Here is a 16760-nt window from a genome sequence, read left to right as displayed (position 1 = left end):
CTTAAAACAGACGATTAAATGCTTGGTCAATAAAGGGTATCAAGGAATTCAAAAGGTTCACGCTAATAGTCAAGTCCCTCAGAAAAAGCCGAGAAAAGGAACCTTGAGTGATGAAGCTAAAAAGAGAAATCGGAAGTTAGCAAGACAACGAGTAGTTGGGGAACATGTTCATCGAAAACTGAAAATTTTTAAGATTTTAGCTGACCGTTATAGAAATCGCCGAAAAAGATTTGGTTTAAGGTTTAATCTGATAGCGGGACTTTACAATTACGAACTAAGGCTCGCATTGAATAAGATAAGTGATTCTTATGATTAGGAGAGAGTGATCGCATAATTTCAGTCCTCATCTTACCCCATCTGCGACTTTTGCAAGAGGTCTATTGAGTAAATCAAATCGATATAGCTTTTCTTCTTGAGCCGCCAAGCTTCGTGCCAGTGACATTGACACCCAGAACCCGGCGACAGAAATAAATGCACCGCTCAATTTCCATCCCGTTGCGCCTGGTTCGCGTCGCACATTTCTAGCAGAGGAATTTAATTTAATCCAGTCTGGAACTGAGCGTTCGACACATCCGTTTGCGGTGGGTTGGCAGTAAATAAGCTTTCCATCGAAATAACCTGCTGTAGCTACTGCTGAACCAATTATTCCCAATCCAAAAGCGCAGAACATAACTATTTTTTGGTTCATGTTTTCACCCTCGAAAGAATTGCCAAACACACTAAAAGAGTTGGGATTGAGATTAAAAGCAACGGGTTAAGAACAGCGACAATAGAAGCGACTACATCCCAAAATCCCACAATTGTTGAAACAGTGATAGCAAGTCCGATAACTGCGCTCTCTCGTTTATCTCTTCCTAATGCCAGCGCAATGTATCCAGCGGTAAGTCCTAGCAGTGTCGCGTAGGCAATCAACATCTCAGGTATGAGTCGAGACAATAAAGCCAGCGCTAATCCAGCAGAGAAATACAGCCCAAATTCCGATATATTTCCAGCCGCTTTATAAAATCTAGATGGGCTGGATTCTGGTTCAGTATTTTCAAGAAAGTCAGCCTCGTTATGAGGCTGAGAATCGTTAGGATCAAACATTGAAACAGCCTCGATTATTTACCGCTAAACCAATCGCCTACACTTTGCCAAAATCCTTTCTTGTCTGAGCTGGAACGGGTGCCATTAGTAAGTAAATCTTTCCGCTCCTCAGATTCCTTTCTCACCTGTTCTGCCAGTGCTTCACGCCACTCCATCTGCGGAATCTTTTCTTGAGTGCGACGTGCGCTAATTTGATGCCGTCGCTGTACCAATTGAAGTGCGGTCTGAAAATCTAGACGTTCCAAGCTGAGGGCACTGCGGCTCTCAGATTCGAGCTTGAGAACTCCGTGTCGTGCTTTATCACCCATTAATTTCAAGTGGTTCTCATAGCCTTTGCTGACTAGAAAAGCATCCAATAGTTTTTGGTCGATTTTATTAGCCCCTGCTGCCGCTTCTTTCTGCGTGTTGGCTACAAACTCCTCGTATTTTACCTGACCTTGAATCAATGTTGAAAAGTGTTTCTCTAAAATTGGAAGCACTTCAATCAACCTGTCCATCGCCTGCGCTCTACCAGCAAATTCTGCAAGCTCCTGGTCGCTCATCTCAGGGATACGCTTTAGGTCAATGCCGTAATAGCTTTTTGTCAATCCGGCTAGTCTTTGGTCAATCGAATGAACTTTATATACTCCTGAGTTTTTACCGGAATATTTGACAATTGCACCGCCTCTTTTTCCAAATTCCATATTTTCTCCTTAGTGAATTAGTAGCCCCCAGGTAGTATCTGAGGGCATCGTTTGTGCTAGTTGAACCCGCGTAGTTTATCAATCATTTCGTTTGTGCGCTGTTCTCGTTGCTGGCAGATGCCGAGCGTCTGGTTTAGCTTCTGCGCTTGGGTATAAGTGGCGTACAGTTGCCAGCCCAAAAAGACTGTTAGCAGCGCCATTGGGAGAGTAAGGTTATCATCTTTCACGCTTCTGTCTCCCCATTCATATTCTGAGCTTCTGCTAAAAATTCTTCGTACCAAGCTCGGTCTTCAATGAGTGCGGAAACGTGATACTCCACTTGTGGAATAACTTCAAATAAATTAGAAAAATCAAGTTCAGTGTCGTCATCGTCAATTTCGATTGCAACCGCTCTCTGATTGAATTTCGCCTCCCATTCCGCTTTTGCTTCACGGAGATTTTCTAACTTACTGGGATGGGTGAAGGTCGTGCCAGATTCGGCTGTTATTGTGTAAGTAATCCAAGTCATAATTTTTTCCTTGTATTCGCTTTAGATGAACGCCATGCACAAGTTACAATCTGTTGTTCTTGTTCTGGTAGTGGATACGGAAGTTCACCTGCGTCCTGTCGAGAAAGAATATCTGCTGCTTGCTCGGAAAGTTCTTCCGGAACTTTAAGAAGACGCAAGCTATTTGTCCAGGTAGTTTTATCTGGCATGATTCTTGTCTATGAGTTATCAGAATTTTCTACTTGGCAATCCCGGCACAGGCGCAATAAATGCGGCGAATTATCTCAGCCTGGGGAAGTGTTCCAATGAGCGCGATCGCTTCGTCATTCATGCCGCGTGTCCAATATTCAGCCAGTTCACAAGCAATTTCTAAGCTAATGCCGCGAGGTAAAAGCTGCCCTTCTACGAAACCAACGCCATGAACTCTGTTGTGATCTATGCGGCGCTGGATTGCCGTCTGGATATCATGTGTCATTATTGAATTGCTCCATTACGTGATGTTTTGGGGACAGTGCCAGCGTCGTAGTTTCTCAGGCTCCTGACTGCTGGCACTTTTGATTTATGCCGCCTCATTTTCAAATAAATCGCCAAGTTCAGCATCAAAATCAAAGTCATCTATCTTGTTCTGATTAGAGTTAAATGCAGGTAATTCACCTCCTTGGTTAAGCGCTACAACTTTATTACTGCCACCGCTAGGAACCAACCCCATCACCCAGCTAAACAACTTTGCAAACGGAACTTGTTTAGCCATTGATTGAGCTATTTTATGCTCGTAAATAATCCGGTTAGTTAGCGTTGTTAAGTCGGTGCTAGTCACTTCTTTTGAGTCCTTGCCGATTACTATTTCTGATTGCGATTTCAGATATTTCTGAATATCCGTTTCTATCCGTACTCGTAGATTCTCAGCCATAATTATTTACCTCTGTGTAAGCGACCTTCAGACATCCGTTGCAAGCCAATTGCATTAGCCCAGCATCCCTCCGGAACTGCGGTAATCCCTTGCGTAGAAAGCATTTTGGCTACACATGGTAATTCAGCACCACCACTCCAACAAACAAAGCTTTGAGCTGAATCACGCCACTCTTCCACCTCTTTCAAAGCAAGGCGCAGTCGGTCAGATAGCCAAGGTTTTAAGTGGCGTAAATAAATCGGTCGGAAGTCAAAATTACGGGTTCCATACTTGAACTCTCGTGATTCAATCCCTTGGCGGATTGTCTCAACACTTCCGGCTTTACCACTCCCTAAAAATTGGATTAGTTCTGAATCAGATGCGATTGAATCAAGCAAGTCAATGCAGCCACCAATCTCTAAAACTTTTCGGTGAATAATGGAGCCACCAATACTAAAAACAGTTGGGATAATTGTCGAGGTTCCCAGGTCAATCGCAATCGCACTGGCTGTTTTATCTATAAATGGTTCTGGTGTTGCCGAAACACAATAAGCATAAGACCCGACACCTTCAGGAACCACCAAACTTACTTTCAGATTTACTCGCGTTTGTAGGGCATTATTACTGCCAAAATTAATTACGTGATAACCTTACGTTTTAGCGGTTACTGCCTCCTGAAAAAGTTCTCTGTTATGAGTTGACAGAACTAAATGTAAGTTCCACTCTGGTCTAAATGGTAAAGTAGCTAAGCTTCCTAGCAAAATATGCAAAGAATATTCAGCTTTTAACTTCGGGTCATCACTCAGCTTGATATGACTTGTTGGAGCTTTCCATGCCGCTAAACTTCCTACTAAAAAGTCACGCCCAATTAAATCTTCTCTGTCACCACTCACATAGTGAAAAAATCCACCGTCTTTTGCCTCAAGAGCATCGTGTAATTCCTCTCGAACCTCCACAACTTTTGAGGGTAATCGGAGTTTCATTTGCTGATTGCTGCTGCCGATGCAAATCTTGATTAAACCTGCCCCAATATCGGCTCCTGTAGCCAGCGTGGGTGTGTTTCGGGCAAATCCGGTCTGTGTTGGCTGTACTGCAACCATTTTTTTAATTCTCCAAAATTTACGGTAAACATTGTTTGTTCCGCTTGCTATCTGCGGTTGAGGCGATTTTTGGCAAAAAAACTCTCTCACCCAATCTCACATGATTTCTTTGTGTGGTGAGGGTTTTAGGCGTTTTTGGTCTATGTCTGCTACGATAGCACGTAAGAAGCTAAAAGATGCAAATAGCTTCTATCGGCTTCTTTGAGTAATCAATGAAACACGTAAAGAATAAGATATGAAAGAAGACCAAATTTTAGATTCTGTTGTGGCGCAAAAAGACCGTATTTCAATTGATGTCGGCGACCTTAGAGAAGAAATCGAAACGTGTCGAAACGACGCGGCATGGGCAGAGCTACCCCTATCAGCAAAAATCAGAGTGCTGATAAAGGAGAGGCTTGAACAAATGAAAGCGGCTGGTAAAGGGGAATGATGGATAAGCGATCGGTATGACTGAAACCCCAAAAGAGGACAAGCCAGATGAAAGCTCAAAACTGTGGAATCCATTAACGGAGCAGCGGGACTGGGCAGCCGCAGCAACAGAAGCTAACTGCTACAAAATAGCTAAGCGAAAAGGTAAGCGGGTGGTTGAGATTATCAATACCAAACGCAGCATCCTTCCAATCATTTGTATTTTTGAGGATTATCCAGATGACTGAATCACAGCTAATGGCTACTATCACTCAAATTCCCGTCAGCGAACTAATTTCGTTGCTAACTGCCATCTCGAATCGGGACTATTCACAGTTTGAGCAATTAGAAAGTCGCTTTGCTGATCGTTACGGGGTTGAAGCTTGGGAAGAGTATTTTAATTTTCGCTTGCTTCCAGTATTGGATAACGTCTCTAATAACTGGCTTTTAGAACAAATGCTAGTTGTGGTGTAAGGAGCGCAATCACGCGCTCCAGGGACTAGCGACTAGAGTATCCGCATCGCATTTACACAGGAGGTATCACGCATTATGTCAACGCAAGGCAAACTTGAGCTAACCATAAAGATTTCGGAATTCCCAGCCGACGTAAAGGCTGTAGAGAATGGTTGGAAGTCTTTTGAGATTGACTGCGATGGGCGGATTGTGAGCCTAACTGTAAAGCCCAAAGTTTTTAAGAAGTTAGAACAGGCACAAACCGATTACCCGATGTGGGTTGCTGCGATCGCGGGAAAGATGGGCGAACCCACAGAGAAGGGCTTTGTCCTGAACGAGCCAGCCATTCAGGTTTTCGAGAAGAAGCCAAAGGAACCGAAAGAGACAACGACAGCAGAGTAATGAGCGATGATTTTAGGTGTTTATTGCTCGACTACATCAACAGGAATTGAGGGTGTTGCAAATCAGCGCAGATAAAGACAGAGCAGTAATAATTGACAACCAAGCTGAATTAGGCGCATTTGGAAGTACCTACTTTCAACCCGTAGTAATATTAATTCTCCTGAAAAGCCAGTAGGTGCCAATGGCACCTAGATTTCAATTTCCACAAGAATTTTGCGGAGAGGCGACTAAAAATAGAAATCCATGTCATGCCAGGGGCTAATTAAATGGAAAATTACTTTAACGATCATCTCACCCACTTATTACAGAAAGGCAGAATGAACCCTTTTACCCAGCAAAACTAAACGTGAAAGAGTATTGGGAAGAGGATGTGCTCGATTAGTCCAAAAGAATTTTGAGACAATAAAACATTTCCAATCACAGGTACGGCAGCGTAGCTTCGTACAAATGCGCCCAATTCAGCTCCATCTTTAAAGTGGTAGAAATCAGTCACACGAAGAAATTGAAGCGTCTGGTGACTGTTGTTTATCCATCATTCTGCATCAATTAGCCTCTAGCTTTGAGCATTGCTGCATCTAAATGTAACTTATCAACGGATGTAAGTGCCAATGACACTTACATCTATTCGCCTTGAGTTATGAGAGAATTTAAATTCACCAAAGCACTTTAAATTTTGGTTACTTCAAGCCTTGTTTAATGTAACCAAGATGATTGACATCTTGGTTACATTAAGCCTTGGATGCAGTCACCAAGAGACTTTACATTTTGGTTGCTTGAAGCCTTGGATGAAATTAATCCTATCTGCGCTTGAGATACTTTACATTTTGTTTGTCAAAATTTGATTTCGACGAATTATAATCAGGGTAGTAAGCGGAGGCCAAATGCAAAATGAACCTTAATAGTGGCCCACAAAGCCTCGTCGAAACAATGCGAATTAATCAAAGGATTGATCTGAAACAAAAAGATACGCTTATTAAAGCGTCGCAATTGTGCGGAGTTTCAGGCGCTGAATTCGTCCGCATCGCGCTGGAGAACCACCTTAACTCATTGGGAGTGTACACGAAATGACTCAACAGCTTTGCACAGTCGAGCCACTTTACATAAAGGAGATAGTCAAAAAAAAACGCAAAACGCTGTCTGTGATGCTTTTACAACAGCATTTTACGCAATTAATACAACAAAAAGAGAGCATTAACAGCCCTAATAAGACAGAACAATCTTGGCGGAGCGATCTGTCTTATTAGCAAAAAACTTTTCTAATGCTCAGCGTTAGATCCAATTTAGCATTTAATTCAAAAATCTGTCAAAAGCAACCACAGACAGCGTTTTGCATTTTTTTGAGTACCTCCTTTTTGTTAAGTGACTCGACTGTGCAAAATTGAATTACCCTGCTAAAGGCTGAAATGCTCTCCTGATAACCATTCAGGAGGCAAATGAAAAAAATTAACGTTTTTAATTTTAAAGCGCAACTCCCCTTGAGCGCTTGCCTGGTGGGAGGTGCGTCATGAATAATTTCCTACCCTTGAAAGGAAATTGTCCAGTCTGTAACGGTACTCGTAAGGATTGCCGACAATCAAAACAAACTGGATTAGTGTTCTGCCGCGACAGTGAAGCCAATCCGCCCGATTACATTTTTCGAGTTCAGGACAAACACGGCTTTGGAATTTGGGCAGAAAAAGCAACAGTCGAAGCTGCATCTCAACAACAGCGGGAAGAGTGGCGACAGCAGCACCAACTCGAAAAACAACGGCGGTTGGATGCAGAACGCCACCAGCGATCACGATTACTGAGTGAACCAGACCGTGACCGAGAAATTAGGAAATTACTTGCTCAATCGGATCTCTGTCCACAACACCGAGAAAACCTACGCCAGCGAGGGCTAAGCGACGAACAGATTCAAGCTGGAATGTTTCGGAGCGTAGGGCAATGGCAGAAGTTAGAGACAGAAATTAGTCATCGCCTTGCAGGAGTCAACATCGACGGGCGGAGTCTCACCAATTACCAAGCTGGATTGTTATGCCCAATTTGGAATCCACAGAGACAAATTATTGGCTGGCAACTACGCCTAGATAATACCGACAATGGCAAATATCGCTGGCCCACCAGTACCAGTAAGAAACGCCCTAATGCTCCGACTGCTCACCTAACCAATGGTGAATTACCTCTAACCTGCTGCCGTCCATTTGGCGAAACAAAAAAGAAGGGGCTTTTTCTCGCTGAAGGGATTCTGAAAGCTCAGATTACCGCTCAGTTGTCTGGTCGAATTACCATTGGCGCTGCTGGAGGAAACTTTGCGTCTTCACCATCAACCCTGAAAGCTTACCTTGTAGAATTAGAGCCAGAGATAGGGGGAAAACCTATCGCTCTATGTCCGGATGCAGGGGCGATTCTCAACGACAATGTAATGCGCCAATATCAGAGAACTCATGACCTGCTAAAAGAATTGGGTCATAAAGTAAATGTCCTTTGGTGGCGACAAACAAGTAAAGATGACCTCGACCTTGACGATATGTTAGCCGCGGGTCGGGGCGATGAAATTGAGGAGATTACTTGGGAGAAATTTAAAGCGATCGCCCGCGATGCCAACAATTTTTGGAAAGAAACGACAAGCTTATTTCAGAACCTTAAGCAGCGCGTAGAGAACTCTTTCAAAGGATTTGGCACACCCCCAAGCCCAACACCACCAGAACCCAATCCAGAACCAAACCCAACACCACCAGAACCCAATCCAGAACCAAACCCAACACCACCAGAACCCAATTCGGAACCAAATCCAAAACCGCTGGATTATTTGGTCTATGTTCCTGGCTGCTTACCTAAACCTGAAGGATATATAGCTTTGGGATGCCCTCGAATTAAATTTAAAGAGGGGCAGAGGCAAGCTTTGTGGCGAGAGGCGGTAAAGAAGGGCTTCTTTCACATCCTAGATAAATCAGCACCGGGAACTGGTAAAAGCCATACAGCCGGAGTCGCTAAACCCAAGGATTTTGGGGCAGAAAAGCTCGTTTATTTTGCCGCTAATCACCGAAATCCGACGACACTTCCGATTGAAAAAAACTATTGGGATTTGCCTGTTAGGAATGCGGGGATGGCAGTTGACAAGACCCGCAAAACGCCGATGGGAAAAGACTATATTGTTCGCCCCAAACCTAAAGAAGGTAAAAAAGCTACTATCCCCGGAAATTGCAACCGACAAGGGCTTTTCGAGGTGATGTGGAAAAAAAATATTTTCGTTGAGGGGCGGGAAAATCCCATTTGCACAACCTGCCATTTGCAGAATGTCTGCTCTAGGGATACGGGAGAAGGCTTTGGATTTAAATGTGAGCGGAAGGAAACCCTTGAGGGAAGCCTAATACGCGCCCATCCAAATTCAGCACCAAATCCAAATGACCCTGATCCAACTGACAAGAAGGACGACGACAAGTTCGACTTCTCAAAGGTGGGGAATTTTTGGGACGAAGCTGGGACGCTTATCAATGCAGTGCAGGATGTTACTGTCGAGCTTGCTGACCTTGACCAGATTATGGGTTTAATAGAGAGCAAGCTACCTGCCATCCATAAAGCTCTAAAAGAACCACGGCTGGTATTGCGTCAGTTGCTTAATGAAGAAATAAAGCAACCCCATTACGGGTTTGACGATAGCGCTATCCGAGACTTGCTACCTCCCCCTCCAGAAAATTTATCGGACATCATTTCAGAACTCGAAGCCGAATTACAACCCGACTTTAGCTCATTAAATTCGACCGAGGAATACGATGTAGAGATGGAGGATTTACCCGATGAAGTGAAAAAGCGTTTTCGGGAGCGGCCATCCGAACTGATTGAGGATCTGGAAAAGTCGATTCCGCTAAATTGGCTTGTCCCCTTTCTAAAAGTGTGGAATAAAGAACCAGGAGCGCTCCGCTGCAAATTCGGAAAGCTAACGATTTGCAGGCGTGACGACAGACACAGCGACATTGCGGAAGCGTCCAAATTTAATATCTATTTAGATGCAACCATCAGGCCCGACGACCTAGCATTGCTTTTGGATATTGAGCCAGAAAATATCCTAGTCATAGAGCAGGACGTTCCCAACTACAACAACCTCCGGATTATTCAAATCACTGGGATGAATCGGCTCGGTAAGAAACGATCGGAATTTTTAATCAACAGAGTAGATGCACTCAAAACCGAGCTAACCTCCCGCCATCCTCAAATTATTCTCTTGGACTGGAAGGGTTGTGCTTCCGAAGGGGAAAAAAGCTGGTTCGTGGATTCTAGAGGCTCCAATGATTTTATCAACCGCCAAGTAATTGCATCATTCGGGATTCCCTGCCAAAATCTAGGCTCTTTGCAGTCTCGGTACCAGACGCTCACAGGTCGTCAAATATCACTGGATAAGAATAATCCACCAGATCCAGGCTTTCAAGCCTTTGTGGACGCTCAAACCCAAGCAGAAATCATTCAAGCTATCGGAAGACTTCGCGCTGAACGCCGTCCAAACGAGCAACTAACTTACTATTTTGCTGGCGACTACGACCTAAGTTTCTTAGAAGTGCCAATCGAGCAGATGGAAGCTTGTACCATCACACCCAAAGCTGGCAATGCTAAACAACAGACAGAATGGACGCTAATGGAGGTGGCTAAACAAATTGTCGCATCTGGAAATAAGCTAACCCAATCCGTTTTAGCGAAAGCTGCCGGAATCTCGCAAGGTAGAGTAAGCCAAGTCATGAAGGAATTGGGCGGGTGGAGAACCTTCCAGAAATTATTAGCGGCCCTATTAGATTCCTTTAATAGCCCGACTAATAATTTGAGCGACTTGCCGGAAGATGAGATTCTGATGGCAAAAAATTACTTGCCGTCAGTCATAGACCCTCCACCTGAAGATATGGCAGGTAGTGATACTCCCATCGATAAAGTCAAAAAGGTGGTGGAAATCGCCAAAATATTTCACGAGACGTTTGATTCAATCTTGGCGGCACTGCCTTTAGAGTCGAAATCCAAGCTTCTTAATTTATTGGTGTGCTTGATGCCTGGTGAGGTGCAGGCAAGGATTGGAACTGCTCTCTCAACCACGTAGCCGAGAGCAAATTTGCAGCTTGTTTTGACGAGCGTGCGATCGCGACCCGAATCTCCCAGCCCGAAAATTAATTTCTTTGTGCCAGGTGACAATGGCACCTATTCCCGCCTGCCCTCTCGCGGCGGGTTTGGGTTGCTCGTTGATTGTTGGACTGTGATGAAGCCGTGATGGAGCCGTAATGCAACCGTAATGGAGCTGTAATGGAGCCGTAATGGACTTTGCGATGGACTTTGCGAAAATGTTGCGTCGAAAACTGATTAACTTTTGCGGCAACTAGATGATGCGGGTGTTGTAGTTGAATCTGCTGAGTTTGCTGAAAATGCTAAAAGTGCTGAGGTTGATGAAACTGAGTCCTCGGTAGAAGAGATTGCTGAAGCTGCTGAAACTGCTGAATGTGCTGAAATCGACAGCCCGTGGGAGGAAACTCAAGAAAGTGATTCTCTAACTGTGGAACAGAAAAAGACGGAGGCAATGGTGCACGCAGCGACCGAGAAATTTCAGAGCTAAATGAGCAGGCGATCGCAATCTGTTTTTATGAGCGAGATTGCGATCGCCTAAACAGCCCCAGCCCATAAATAAATTCTTTTTGGCAGGTGTCATTGTCACCTAATTTCTGCTTGCCCTATTGCAGGGGTTGGATACCTGGTGTCTTCTTCTAGCTCCTGCTTTAATGTTGGAGCTAGGACAAATGACCCCTTGAAAATGACCTACAAGCATTTGACCTTGGTGTTCCTGCCTACCCCTTCCCGTGGCTCTCGTAGGTTGCTAGAACAGAATCCGGAAACTTCGAGAGCGTCTCCCCTGTATCAGGTTTCTGCGATGCGATCTGAAGAGCAACAACGCTTCGTGATCGCTTTCAGCCTCTACTCATCCCTACTCAATCTTCCAATTAGGCGTATAACCAGAAGTAACTTGGCTATACATTTGCAAGACCGATGCAGAAATACGTCCTGAGAGTTTTGCGATCGCCCATAGCGCTCTTGTAAAATCATTTTCAATTGTTGAGAATTCGCCCAGGAAAAAGTTTATGGCAGATATGTCCGGTCAAGACCCCTCGGAAATCATAATGGCAACAGTTGATGAAGAACGAAAAGGCGCAACTTTCAGCGGTACGGTCATCCTTGGTATACATCCTGAGGGTGGGCAAGTCGTTTTATTTAGCGACTTTTTAATTGAAGATTATAAAGGCGAACTTACCGCTCATCTGGCAACAGATGGCGATATAACGAAGAGCATTGATTTAGGCGAACTCAATCATAAAAACCCCAGTTTTTGGCTGCCAATTCCGCTGGGAACGGATACATCACCCTACAATACAGTCGTGTTGAGCGACAAAAAAAGCAAGAAAAAAATCCTGACGATCAATCTATAAAATTTGTAACATAGCTTGTAGTTCAGCCAAATTCGATTGCCCTCTTGTATAGAACCCATTTGAGATCTATTCCTGAAACTAAAAGCCTTGCAGCTAGCTGGTTTTATCCCTGTTCTTGCAAAAAACAGTCTTGTTAAGCAGGCTCTATCATTGATCGCAAAGTAACGGCTTACTTCAAAGCCAAGCACCCCAGCAAAAGATGTCAAATGGGTTCTATATCGCACCTGAATCAATTGAAGCATACCAATATTCCGTGAAGCGTCCGAGCGGCGCTTATTTATACAACAAGTTCACCTCAAAAGAGGTAATATTTTAGCCATCCGAACGTACTCAAAAAGTAAAGGTATTGCATTTATCTCACGATGATGACCCCCGCAATATTGAGGGGCGATTAGGGATTGAGCGACGTAATCAGCTCACTCAATTAAGAACCAAATTAGGAGAAATAAAATCACGGCTAACTGATGCTCAAACACTTTTGGAGTAATTCCAGTTTGTTCTAGCTATTGGGTTGATGTGCCAGCTAGAACAAATCGTAATCAGGATTTGCGGGGCAATTTGAGCCAGATGCGGGGCAATGTGCGGGGCAGTTGCGGGGCTGTAATGCTTGCTCGATATACCTCGCGGGGCAGTCGGGGCAGTTTTACTAATTGTTTATATTTTTGGCGTTTTAATTTTCCATTTCGGAGAAAGACAAAATCATTGAAAAAGAAAATTTCTTTTTTTTCAACGAGTTAAGAAATTGCCCCGATTGCCCCGCGAGGTATACACAATAAGGGTTCTTGCCCCGCTAACTGCCCCGCAATTGGGCCGCAACTGCCCCGCAGATTTTCATTATCGCGTGTTCTAGCTACTGAGGCGCTATGACAGCTAGAACGCTATTTAATTATTTTTTTTCAATGGTTTGGCTGTTCTGGCTCATTAATTCTGCCTATTCTTTGCAGACCATTCGCTTAGTAAAGCTTCGACCAATGCGCTATTCTTTAACTAATTTAGTTTTTCAATTTCTTCATCGGTAACTTAGAACTACAGGCAGCTCCTGCCACCAAACAAAAGACCAAGAGCAAGAAACTAGCCCAGACCCAGGAAGAAGAAAACCTGCTGGAGAAGCTGAAAAAGCAAGTTCCCTCAAAAACCAGAATCACGCTTGACCTTGACCCAGAAACCTACGAGCAACTATCAGAGTTAGCTGAGTACACGGGGCAGACCAAAGCTAAACTGCTACGCGCACTAATTCGGGAAATGGCAAAAATACTGCAAAATTAACAGTTAAAATAATCAGTTTAAATTTTCTTTAAGTAAGTTCGCTCTACGACGATAATAAGTTGACCGACTAATTCCTAAATGTTTGCAGATATCAGCGATGGTGTCGGGACTGGTATCAGCCAAGTTAATGGCAGTGGAAATCTTTTTAGAATTGTGTTGCTCTTTTCTACCACCCTTCCTGCCTCTAGCTCTGGCAGCGGCTAATCCAGCATTTGTTCTTTCTTTGATAATCTGCCGCTCAAATTCGGCTATTGCATCGAAGATGCTAAAGACTAACTTGCCGCCACTCGTGGTCGTGTCAATTGCTTCGGTTAAGCTGACAAACCCAATTCCTTTGGTGCTAAAGTCTTCAACCAGTGTCTGCAAATGTTTGAGAGATCGCCCAAGTCGATCCAGTCGCCACACAACCAAAGTATCGCCTTTGCGGAGTTGGTCGAGACACTGATCTAACCCAGGTCGAGATGAAGAAGCACCACTGGCGGTATCACTAAAAATCTTTTCACACCCAGCTTTTTTAAGAGCGTCTTTTTGTAAATTTAAGGTTTGGTCATTGGATGAAATTCTGCAATATCCAATTTTCATTAAAAATGTCTCATAACTCATCTATTAATTATCTCATGAGACATAGATAAAAAGACGGGTTATGAGACACGGCACAGGTACATTTGAGGCGCGTTGTGTCAGCTCAAAAAATATGTCTCATAAACGGTCGTTTGTGGGAGTCTATTCTAGAACTGATCGTTTTGATATTGCAGAAACTATCTAACAAGTCACTTGAAGAAATTACCAAACTTTCTGCTGAGCTGCTGACTCACTAAAATCTACTAATGCCATTAAGGACACAAAAGTCCAATAGTTGACTGGGCTTTTCTTGCGGCGATTAAAACTTTGAGAGGTGGCTTAATTCCGTTGAAAAAAGTAAAGCAGCCGAGCGGAGTTAGTATTATTTACACAATATCCTCAGCCCAGCCGAACTTTTTACAATCGCAATGTGTTAACGAGGGTAAGGTATGAATCTACAGATGGATTCGGGTTTAACAGGGCAAGTTTTATCGACGAGCGTTTGATTGTTGGAAAGGTAGAGGTAGGTCAGCTTTGTGAGTGTTGATAAGGGTTTGAGGTCAGCTATTTGATTGTTTGCGAGATTGAGGTGGTTCAGCTTTGTGAGTGTTGATAAGGGTTTGAGGTCAGCTATTTGATTGTTTGCGAGATTGAGGTGGTTCAGCTTTGTGAGTGTTGATAAGGGTTTGAGGTCGGCTATTTTATTGTTATTAAGTGAGAGTTCCTTCAGGTTACTGAATGTTGACAAGGGTTTGAGATCAGCTATTTGATTGTTTGCGAGGGAGAGGTAAACTAGGTTGGTGAGTGTTGACAGAAATTTGACGTCAGTTATTTGAGTGTTGTCGAGGTAAAGGTAGGTGATCTTTGTGAGCTTTGATAAGGGGCTGAGATCGGCTATTTTATTGTTATCGAGCGAGAGGTCGTCAAGCTGGGTGAGTGTTGACAAGGATTTGACGTCAGTTATTTTATTGTTATCGGCAGAGAGGTAGCGCAGCTGGGTGAGTGTTGATAAGGATCTGATGTCGGTTATTTTATTGTTATCGACGGAGAGGTGGCCCAGTTGGGTGAATGTTGATAAGGATCTGATGTCGGCTATTTTATTGTTATTGACGGAGAGAAAAAACAGGTTACTGAGTGTTGATAAGGGTTTGATGTCGGCTATTTTATTGTTATCAAGCCAAAGTGTAGTTAAGCTAGTTAGGGATGACAAGGGTCTGAGGTCGTCTATTTTATTGTTTGTTATTGAGCTGGAGCTGAGTCAGATTGGTTAGCGATGACAAAGGTTTAATGTCGGTTATTTGCTTTTCGTCAAGGTCAAGCGTGATACGAGTTGAAAGAAACTTGTCAGCCTGCTTACAATCTTGAGTTTTAGCCACTTGCAACAGGACGTCAACAGTGCGTCTTGTTTCCACACTTTGTTTATTTTTATTTAAACACCAATCAGCAAAGGTTCTAGAAGTAGCAGTTTGTGGACGGGGAACTGTCTTGGTAGAAGTAGTAGCCTGTGGAAGGCAGACAGTCTCGGTAGAAGAACATGAAACGAGCAGGAGAAGCGCTAGAGTACCCAGAGGTTTAAAGGGTAATAAAGCTCGTGGAATAGTTTGGTAAATGTTTAGTTGAGGATGCTTTTTGATTTTCATACACCTATCACCTATCTTCAAAATTCTGCTATGAGATAAGGTTAACAGAGGGCAATGAAAATGCCAAAGGTTAAATAGTCATCAGTTGAGAGCTTTTCAAGAGTGCAATCGCGTTAGTTATTGCCTTGCCAGTCCACGAGATTGAGTTATAACCTAGTCATTCGTACAAAAAACGTTTTAAATTTTCCCTTCCAGCCTCCTCTACTAGATACTGGCGAATCCGTAGAAATTCTGCATTTAGAACGCTTTAGTAAATAAAGTATTAAAGTTTGGATCGACGTGCAGAGCGATTTAGCAGCTTTTTAAAGTTACTCCACAGGAGGAAACTTCCTAACACTATCAAACTAGCTCCGAGCGGATAGACGAACCAACGATTATCCTGCTCCAGTTTTAGAGACTTGGCTTCTGAATTTTGCACAAATACATTAATCTCAGAGGCTTTGTCATGTGTAAAGGTAAAACCGTTATTAATTGGAAAGTAGAGTTTCCCGTCAGATGTTAGCAGGACAAGCTGACTTGATTTGCCATGTTTCTGAACGTCTGCTTTCTCTAAGCGATTGAGTGGGAAGGGAGTCACGGTTTCCCCTCGCAAACCAGACACCACGAGTTTACATATACCCAAAGACTGGAGGCGATCACATTCCAAGGTTGCCAGTTGGGGATTCAGCAAAAACATTCCACCTCGGACAACGAGAACAGCCCCTAGAACCGTTGCCCAGAATGATTCTTGGATATGTGCGGAAACACCCTGAAGTTCAAATGAAGTATATCGCCGTCCCGATTTTCTGGAATTTTTCTCAGAACTTCCCATGCTTGTCCTCTCCAGTTGGGAATTAAACAACAGAAGTGCCACCTTGGTGAGATACAAGCTGGTGCAGTCTTACTCCGGTTTGGGTTGTGAATTGTTTCAATTCAGAGCGCTCGTCAATCATCTGTAACCACGTATTGTTTGACGGTATATTGAGCATTGAGGAAGCAGCGATCGCATTTAGGGTAGCGGTTCAGGAGTCCTGCTCGATTAAACCAGAACCATCGATTGGAGTTGAGAGAGGATTTTCCTTCAAGTCGTCATACATACATTTCTCAACTGGCGATCGCACTGGCGTCCGATCCGGCTCTACATCGTCATAGAGGACTTTCCCGATATAGGACAGTCTAGACAATGAGGCGATAGCTCCACGCACTTGCGTATCGCTGACCTCCAGATAGGCATGAAGCTGGCTCAAATCCTGGTGTCCGCTAATTTGGGCAATGACTCTTAAGGGGATACAAGCGTCCGACATTTGAGTTAAAGCTGTACGCCGAAAGCTATGAGTGCTGACACCTTCAAGACCAATTTTTTTACAGGCAA

At 43.7% G+C, this 16760-nt stretch carries 23 protein-coding genes; 9 read left to right on the top strand and 14 right to left on the bottom strand.

Annotation, left to right across the window (positions count from 1 at the left end; genetic code table 11):
• On the top strand, positions 1-316 hold a 316-nt coding region (locus H6F63_RS28540; protein ID WP_277876511.1), incomplete at its 5' end, for a transposase family protein.
• 27 nt (positions 317-343) lie between these two features.
• On the opposite strand, the gene H6F63_RS28535 is transcribed toward H6F63_RS28540, so the two are convergent.
• From H6F63_RS28535 to H6F63_RS28495, 9 genes are all read right to left on the bottom strand, one after another.
• Positions 344-688 carry a hypothetical protein gene (locus H6F63_RS28535; protein WP_190640640.1) on the bottom strand — a complete coding sequence of 115 codons (345 nt, stop codon included), beginning with the start codon at positions 686-688 and terminating at the stop codon, positions 344-346.
• Complete coding sequence (locus H6F63_RS28530; protein WP_190640639.1) at positions 685-1086, bottom strand: hypothetical protein; 402 nt, start codon at positions 1084-1086, stop codon at positions 685-687. The genes H6F63_RS28535 and H6F63_RS28530 overlap by 4 nt, the downstream gene beginning before the upstream one ends.
• A gap of 14 nt (positions 1087-1100) precedes the next feature.
• A complete protein-coding gene (locus H6F63_RS28525) occupies positions 1101-1769 on the bottom strand; it encodes a hypothetical protein (protein ID WP_190640638.1) in 669 nt (222 codons plus the stop codon).
• A gap of 56 nt (positions 1770-1825) precedes the next feature.
• Complete coding sequence (locus H6F63_RS28520; protein ID WP_190640637.1) at positions 1826-1996, bottom strand: hypothetical protein; 171 nt, start codon at positions 1994-1996, stop codon at positions 1826-1828.
• Positions 1993-2277, bottom strand: coding sequence for a hypothetical protein (locus tag H6F63_RS28515; RefSeq protein WP_190640636.1), 285 nt, complete (start codon positions 2275-2277; stop codon positions 1993-1995). Before H6F63_RS28515 ends, H6F63_RS28520 begins: the two co-directional genes overlap by 4 nt.
• 217 nt (positions 2278-2494) lie before the next feature.
• Positions 2495-2731, bottom strand: a complete 237-nt coding sequence (locus tag H6F63_RS28510) for a hypothetical protein (protein WP_190640635.1) — start codon at positions 2729-2731, stop codon at positions 2495-2497.
• Positions 2732-2815: 84 nt separating this feature from the next.
• Positions 2816-3166: a hypothetical protein gene (locus H6F63_RS28505; RefSeq protein ID WP_190640634.1), complete on the bottom strand. Its 351-nt coding sequence runs from the start codon at positions 3164-3166 to the stop codon at positions 2816-2818.
• Positions 3167-3168: 2 nt separating this feature from the next.
• Positions 3169-3726, bottom strand: coding sequence for a hypothetical protein (locus tag H6F63_RS28500; protein ID WP_190640633.1), 558 nt, complete (start codon positions 3724-3726; stop codon positions 3169-3171).
• Between the two features lie 69 nt (positions 3727-3795).
• Entirely contained in the window at positions 3796-4245 is a 450-nt protein-coding gene (locus tag H6F63_RS28495; protein WP_190640632.1) for a hypothetical protein, read from the bottom strand.
• Positions 4246-4480: 235 nt separating this feature from the next.
• Between H6F63_RS28495 and H6F63_RS28490 the strand changes: the two genes are divergently transcribed.
• The 8 genes from H6F63_RS28490 to H6F63_RS28455 all read left to right on the top strand — a co-directional run bounded on the left by H6F63_RS28490 (position 4481) and on the right by H6F63_RS28455 (position 11942).
• Entirely contained in the window at positions 4481-4675 is a 195-nt protein-coding gene (locus tag H6F63_RS28490) for a hypothetical protein (RefSeq protein ID WP_190428451.1), read from the top strand.
• 16 nt (positions 4676-4691) lie between these two features.
• Entirely contained in the window at positions 4692-4901 is a 210-nt protein-coding gene (locus H6F63_RS28485; RefSeq protein WP_190640631.1) for a hypothetical protein, read from the top strand.
• The gene (locus H6F63_RS28480) at positions 4894-5127 is read left to right on the top strand and encodes a hypothetical protein (protein WP_190640630.1); all 234 of its coding nucleotides are present in this window, start codon (positions 4894-4896) and stop codon (positions 5125-5127) included. The genes H6F63_RS28485 and H6F63_RS28480 overlap by 8 nt, the downstream gene beginning before the upstream one ends.
• Before the next feature lie 75 nt (positions 5128-5202).
• Positions 5203-5508 carry a fertility inhibition FinO-like protein gene (locus H6F63_RS28475; RefSeq protein ID WP_190640629.1) on the top strand — a complete coding sequence of 102 codons (306 nt, stop codon included), beginning with the start codon at positions 5203-5205 and terminating at the stop codon, positions 5506-5508.
• A gap of 1504 nt (positions 5509-7012) precedes the next feature.
• The gene (locus tag H6F63_RS28470) at positions 7013-10570 is read left to right on the top strand and encodes a hypothetical protein (RefSeq protein ID WP_190640628.1); all 3558 of its coding nucleotides are present in this window, start codon (positions 7013-7015) and stop codon (positions 10568-10570) included.
• Positions 10571-10582: 12 nt separating this feature from the next.
• A complete protein-coding gene (locus H6F63_RS28465) occupies positions 10583-10738 on the top strand; it encodes a hypothetical protein (protein ID WP_190640627.1) in 156 nt (51 codons plus the stop codon).
• Positions 10739-10834: 96 nt separating this feature from the next.
• The gene (locus H6F63_RS28460) at positions 10835-11077 is read left to right on the top strand and encodes a hypothetical protein (RefSeq protein ID WP_190640626.1); all 243 of its coding nucleotides are present in this window, start codon (positions 10835-10837) and stop codon (positions 11075-11077) included.
• Positions 11078-11597: 520 nt separating this feature from the next.
• Complete coding sequence (locus H6F63_RS28455; RefSeq protein WP_190640625.1) at positions 11598-11942, top strand: hypothetical protein; 345 nt, start codon at positions 11598-11600, stop codon at positions 11940-11942.
• Between the two features lie 1278 nt (positions 11943-13220).
• Here H6F63_RS28455 and H6F63_RS28445 read toward each other — a convergent pair.
• From H6F63_RS28445 to H6F63_RS28425, 5 genes are all read right to left on the bottom strand, one after another.
• On the bottom strand, positions 13221-13790 hold the full coding sequence (locus tag H6F63_RS28445; RefSeq protein WP_190640641.1) for a recombinase family protein: 570 nt from the start codon (positions 13788-13790) through the stop codon (positions 13221-13223).
• 412 nt (positions 13791-14202) lie between these two features.
• Positions 14203-14979 carry a leucine-rich repeat domain-containing protein gene (locus H6F63_RS28440; RefSeq protein WP_190640624.1) on the bottom strand — a complete coding sequence of 259 codons (777 nt, stop codon included), beginning with the start codon at positions 14977-14979 and terminating at the stop codon, positions 14203-14205.
• A gap of 19 nt (positions 14980-14998) precedes the next feature.
• Positions 14999-15409 carry a leucine-rich repeat domain-containing protein gene (locus H6F63_RS28435; RefSeq protein WP_190640623.1) on the bottom strand — a complete coding sequence of 137 codons (411 nt, stop codon included), beginning with the start codon at positions 15407-15409 and terminating at the stop codon, positions 14999-15001.
• 262 nt (positions 15410-15671) lie between these two features.
• The gene (locus H6F63_RS28430; RefSeq protein WP_190640622.1) at positions 15672-16220 is read right to left on the bottom strand and encodes a hypothetical protein; all 549 of its coding nucleotides are present in this window, start codon (positions 16218-16220) and stop codon (positions 15672-15674) included.
• A 190-nt stretch (positions 16221-16410) separates the two neighbouring features.
• The coding region (locus H6F63_RS28425) for a tyrosine-type recombinase/integrase (protein ID WP_190640621.1) at positions 16411-16760 on the bottom strand (350 nt) is incomplete at its 5' end.

The organism is Trichocoleus sp. FACHB-40, assembly GCF_014695915.1.
In the GTDB taxonomy this organism is placed as follows: domain Bacteria; phylum Cyanobacteriota; class Cyanobacteriia; order Cyanobacteriales; family FACHB-T130; genus Funiculus; species Funiculus sociatus.
The sequence above is the reverse complement of the archived record's forward strand: the minus strand, read 5'-3'. Positions and strand labels throughout refer to the sequence as shown.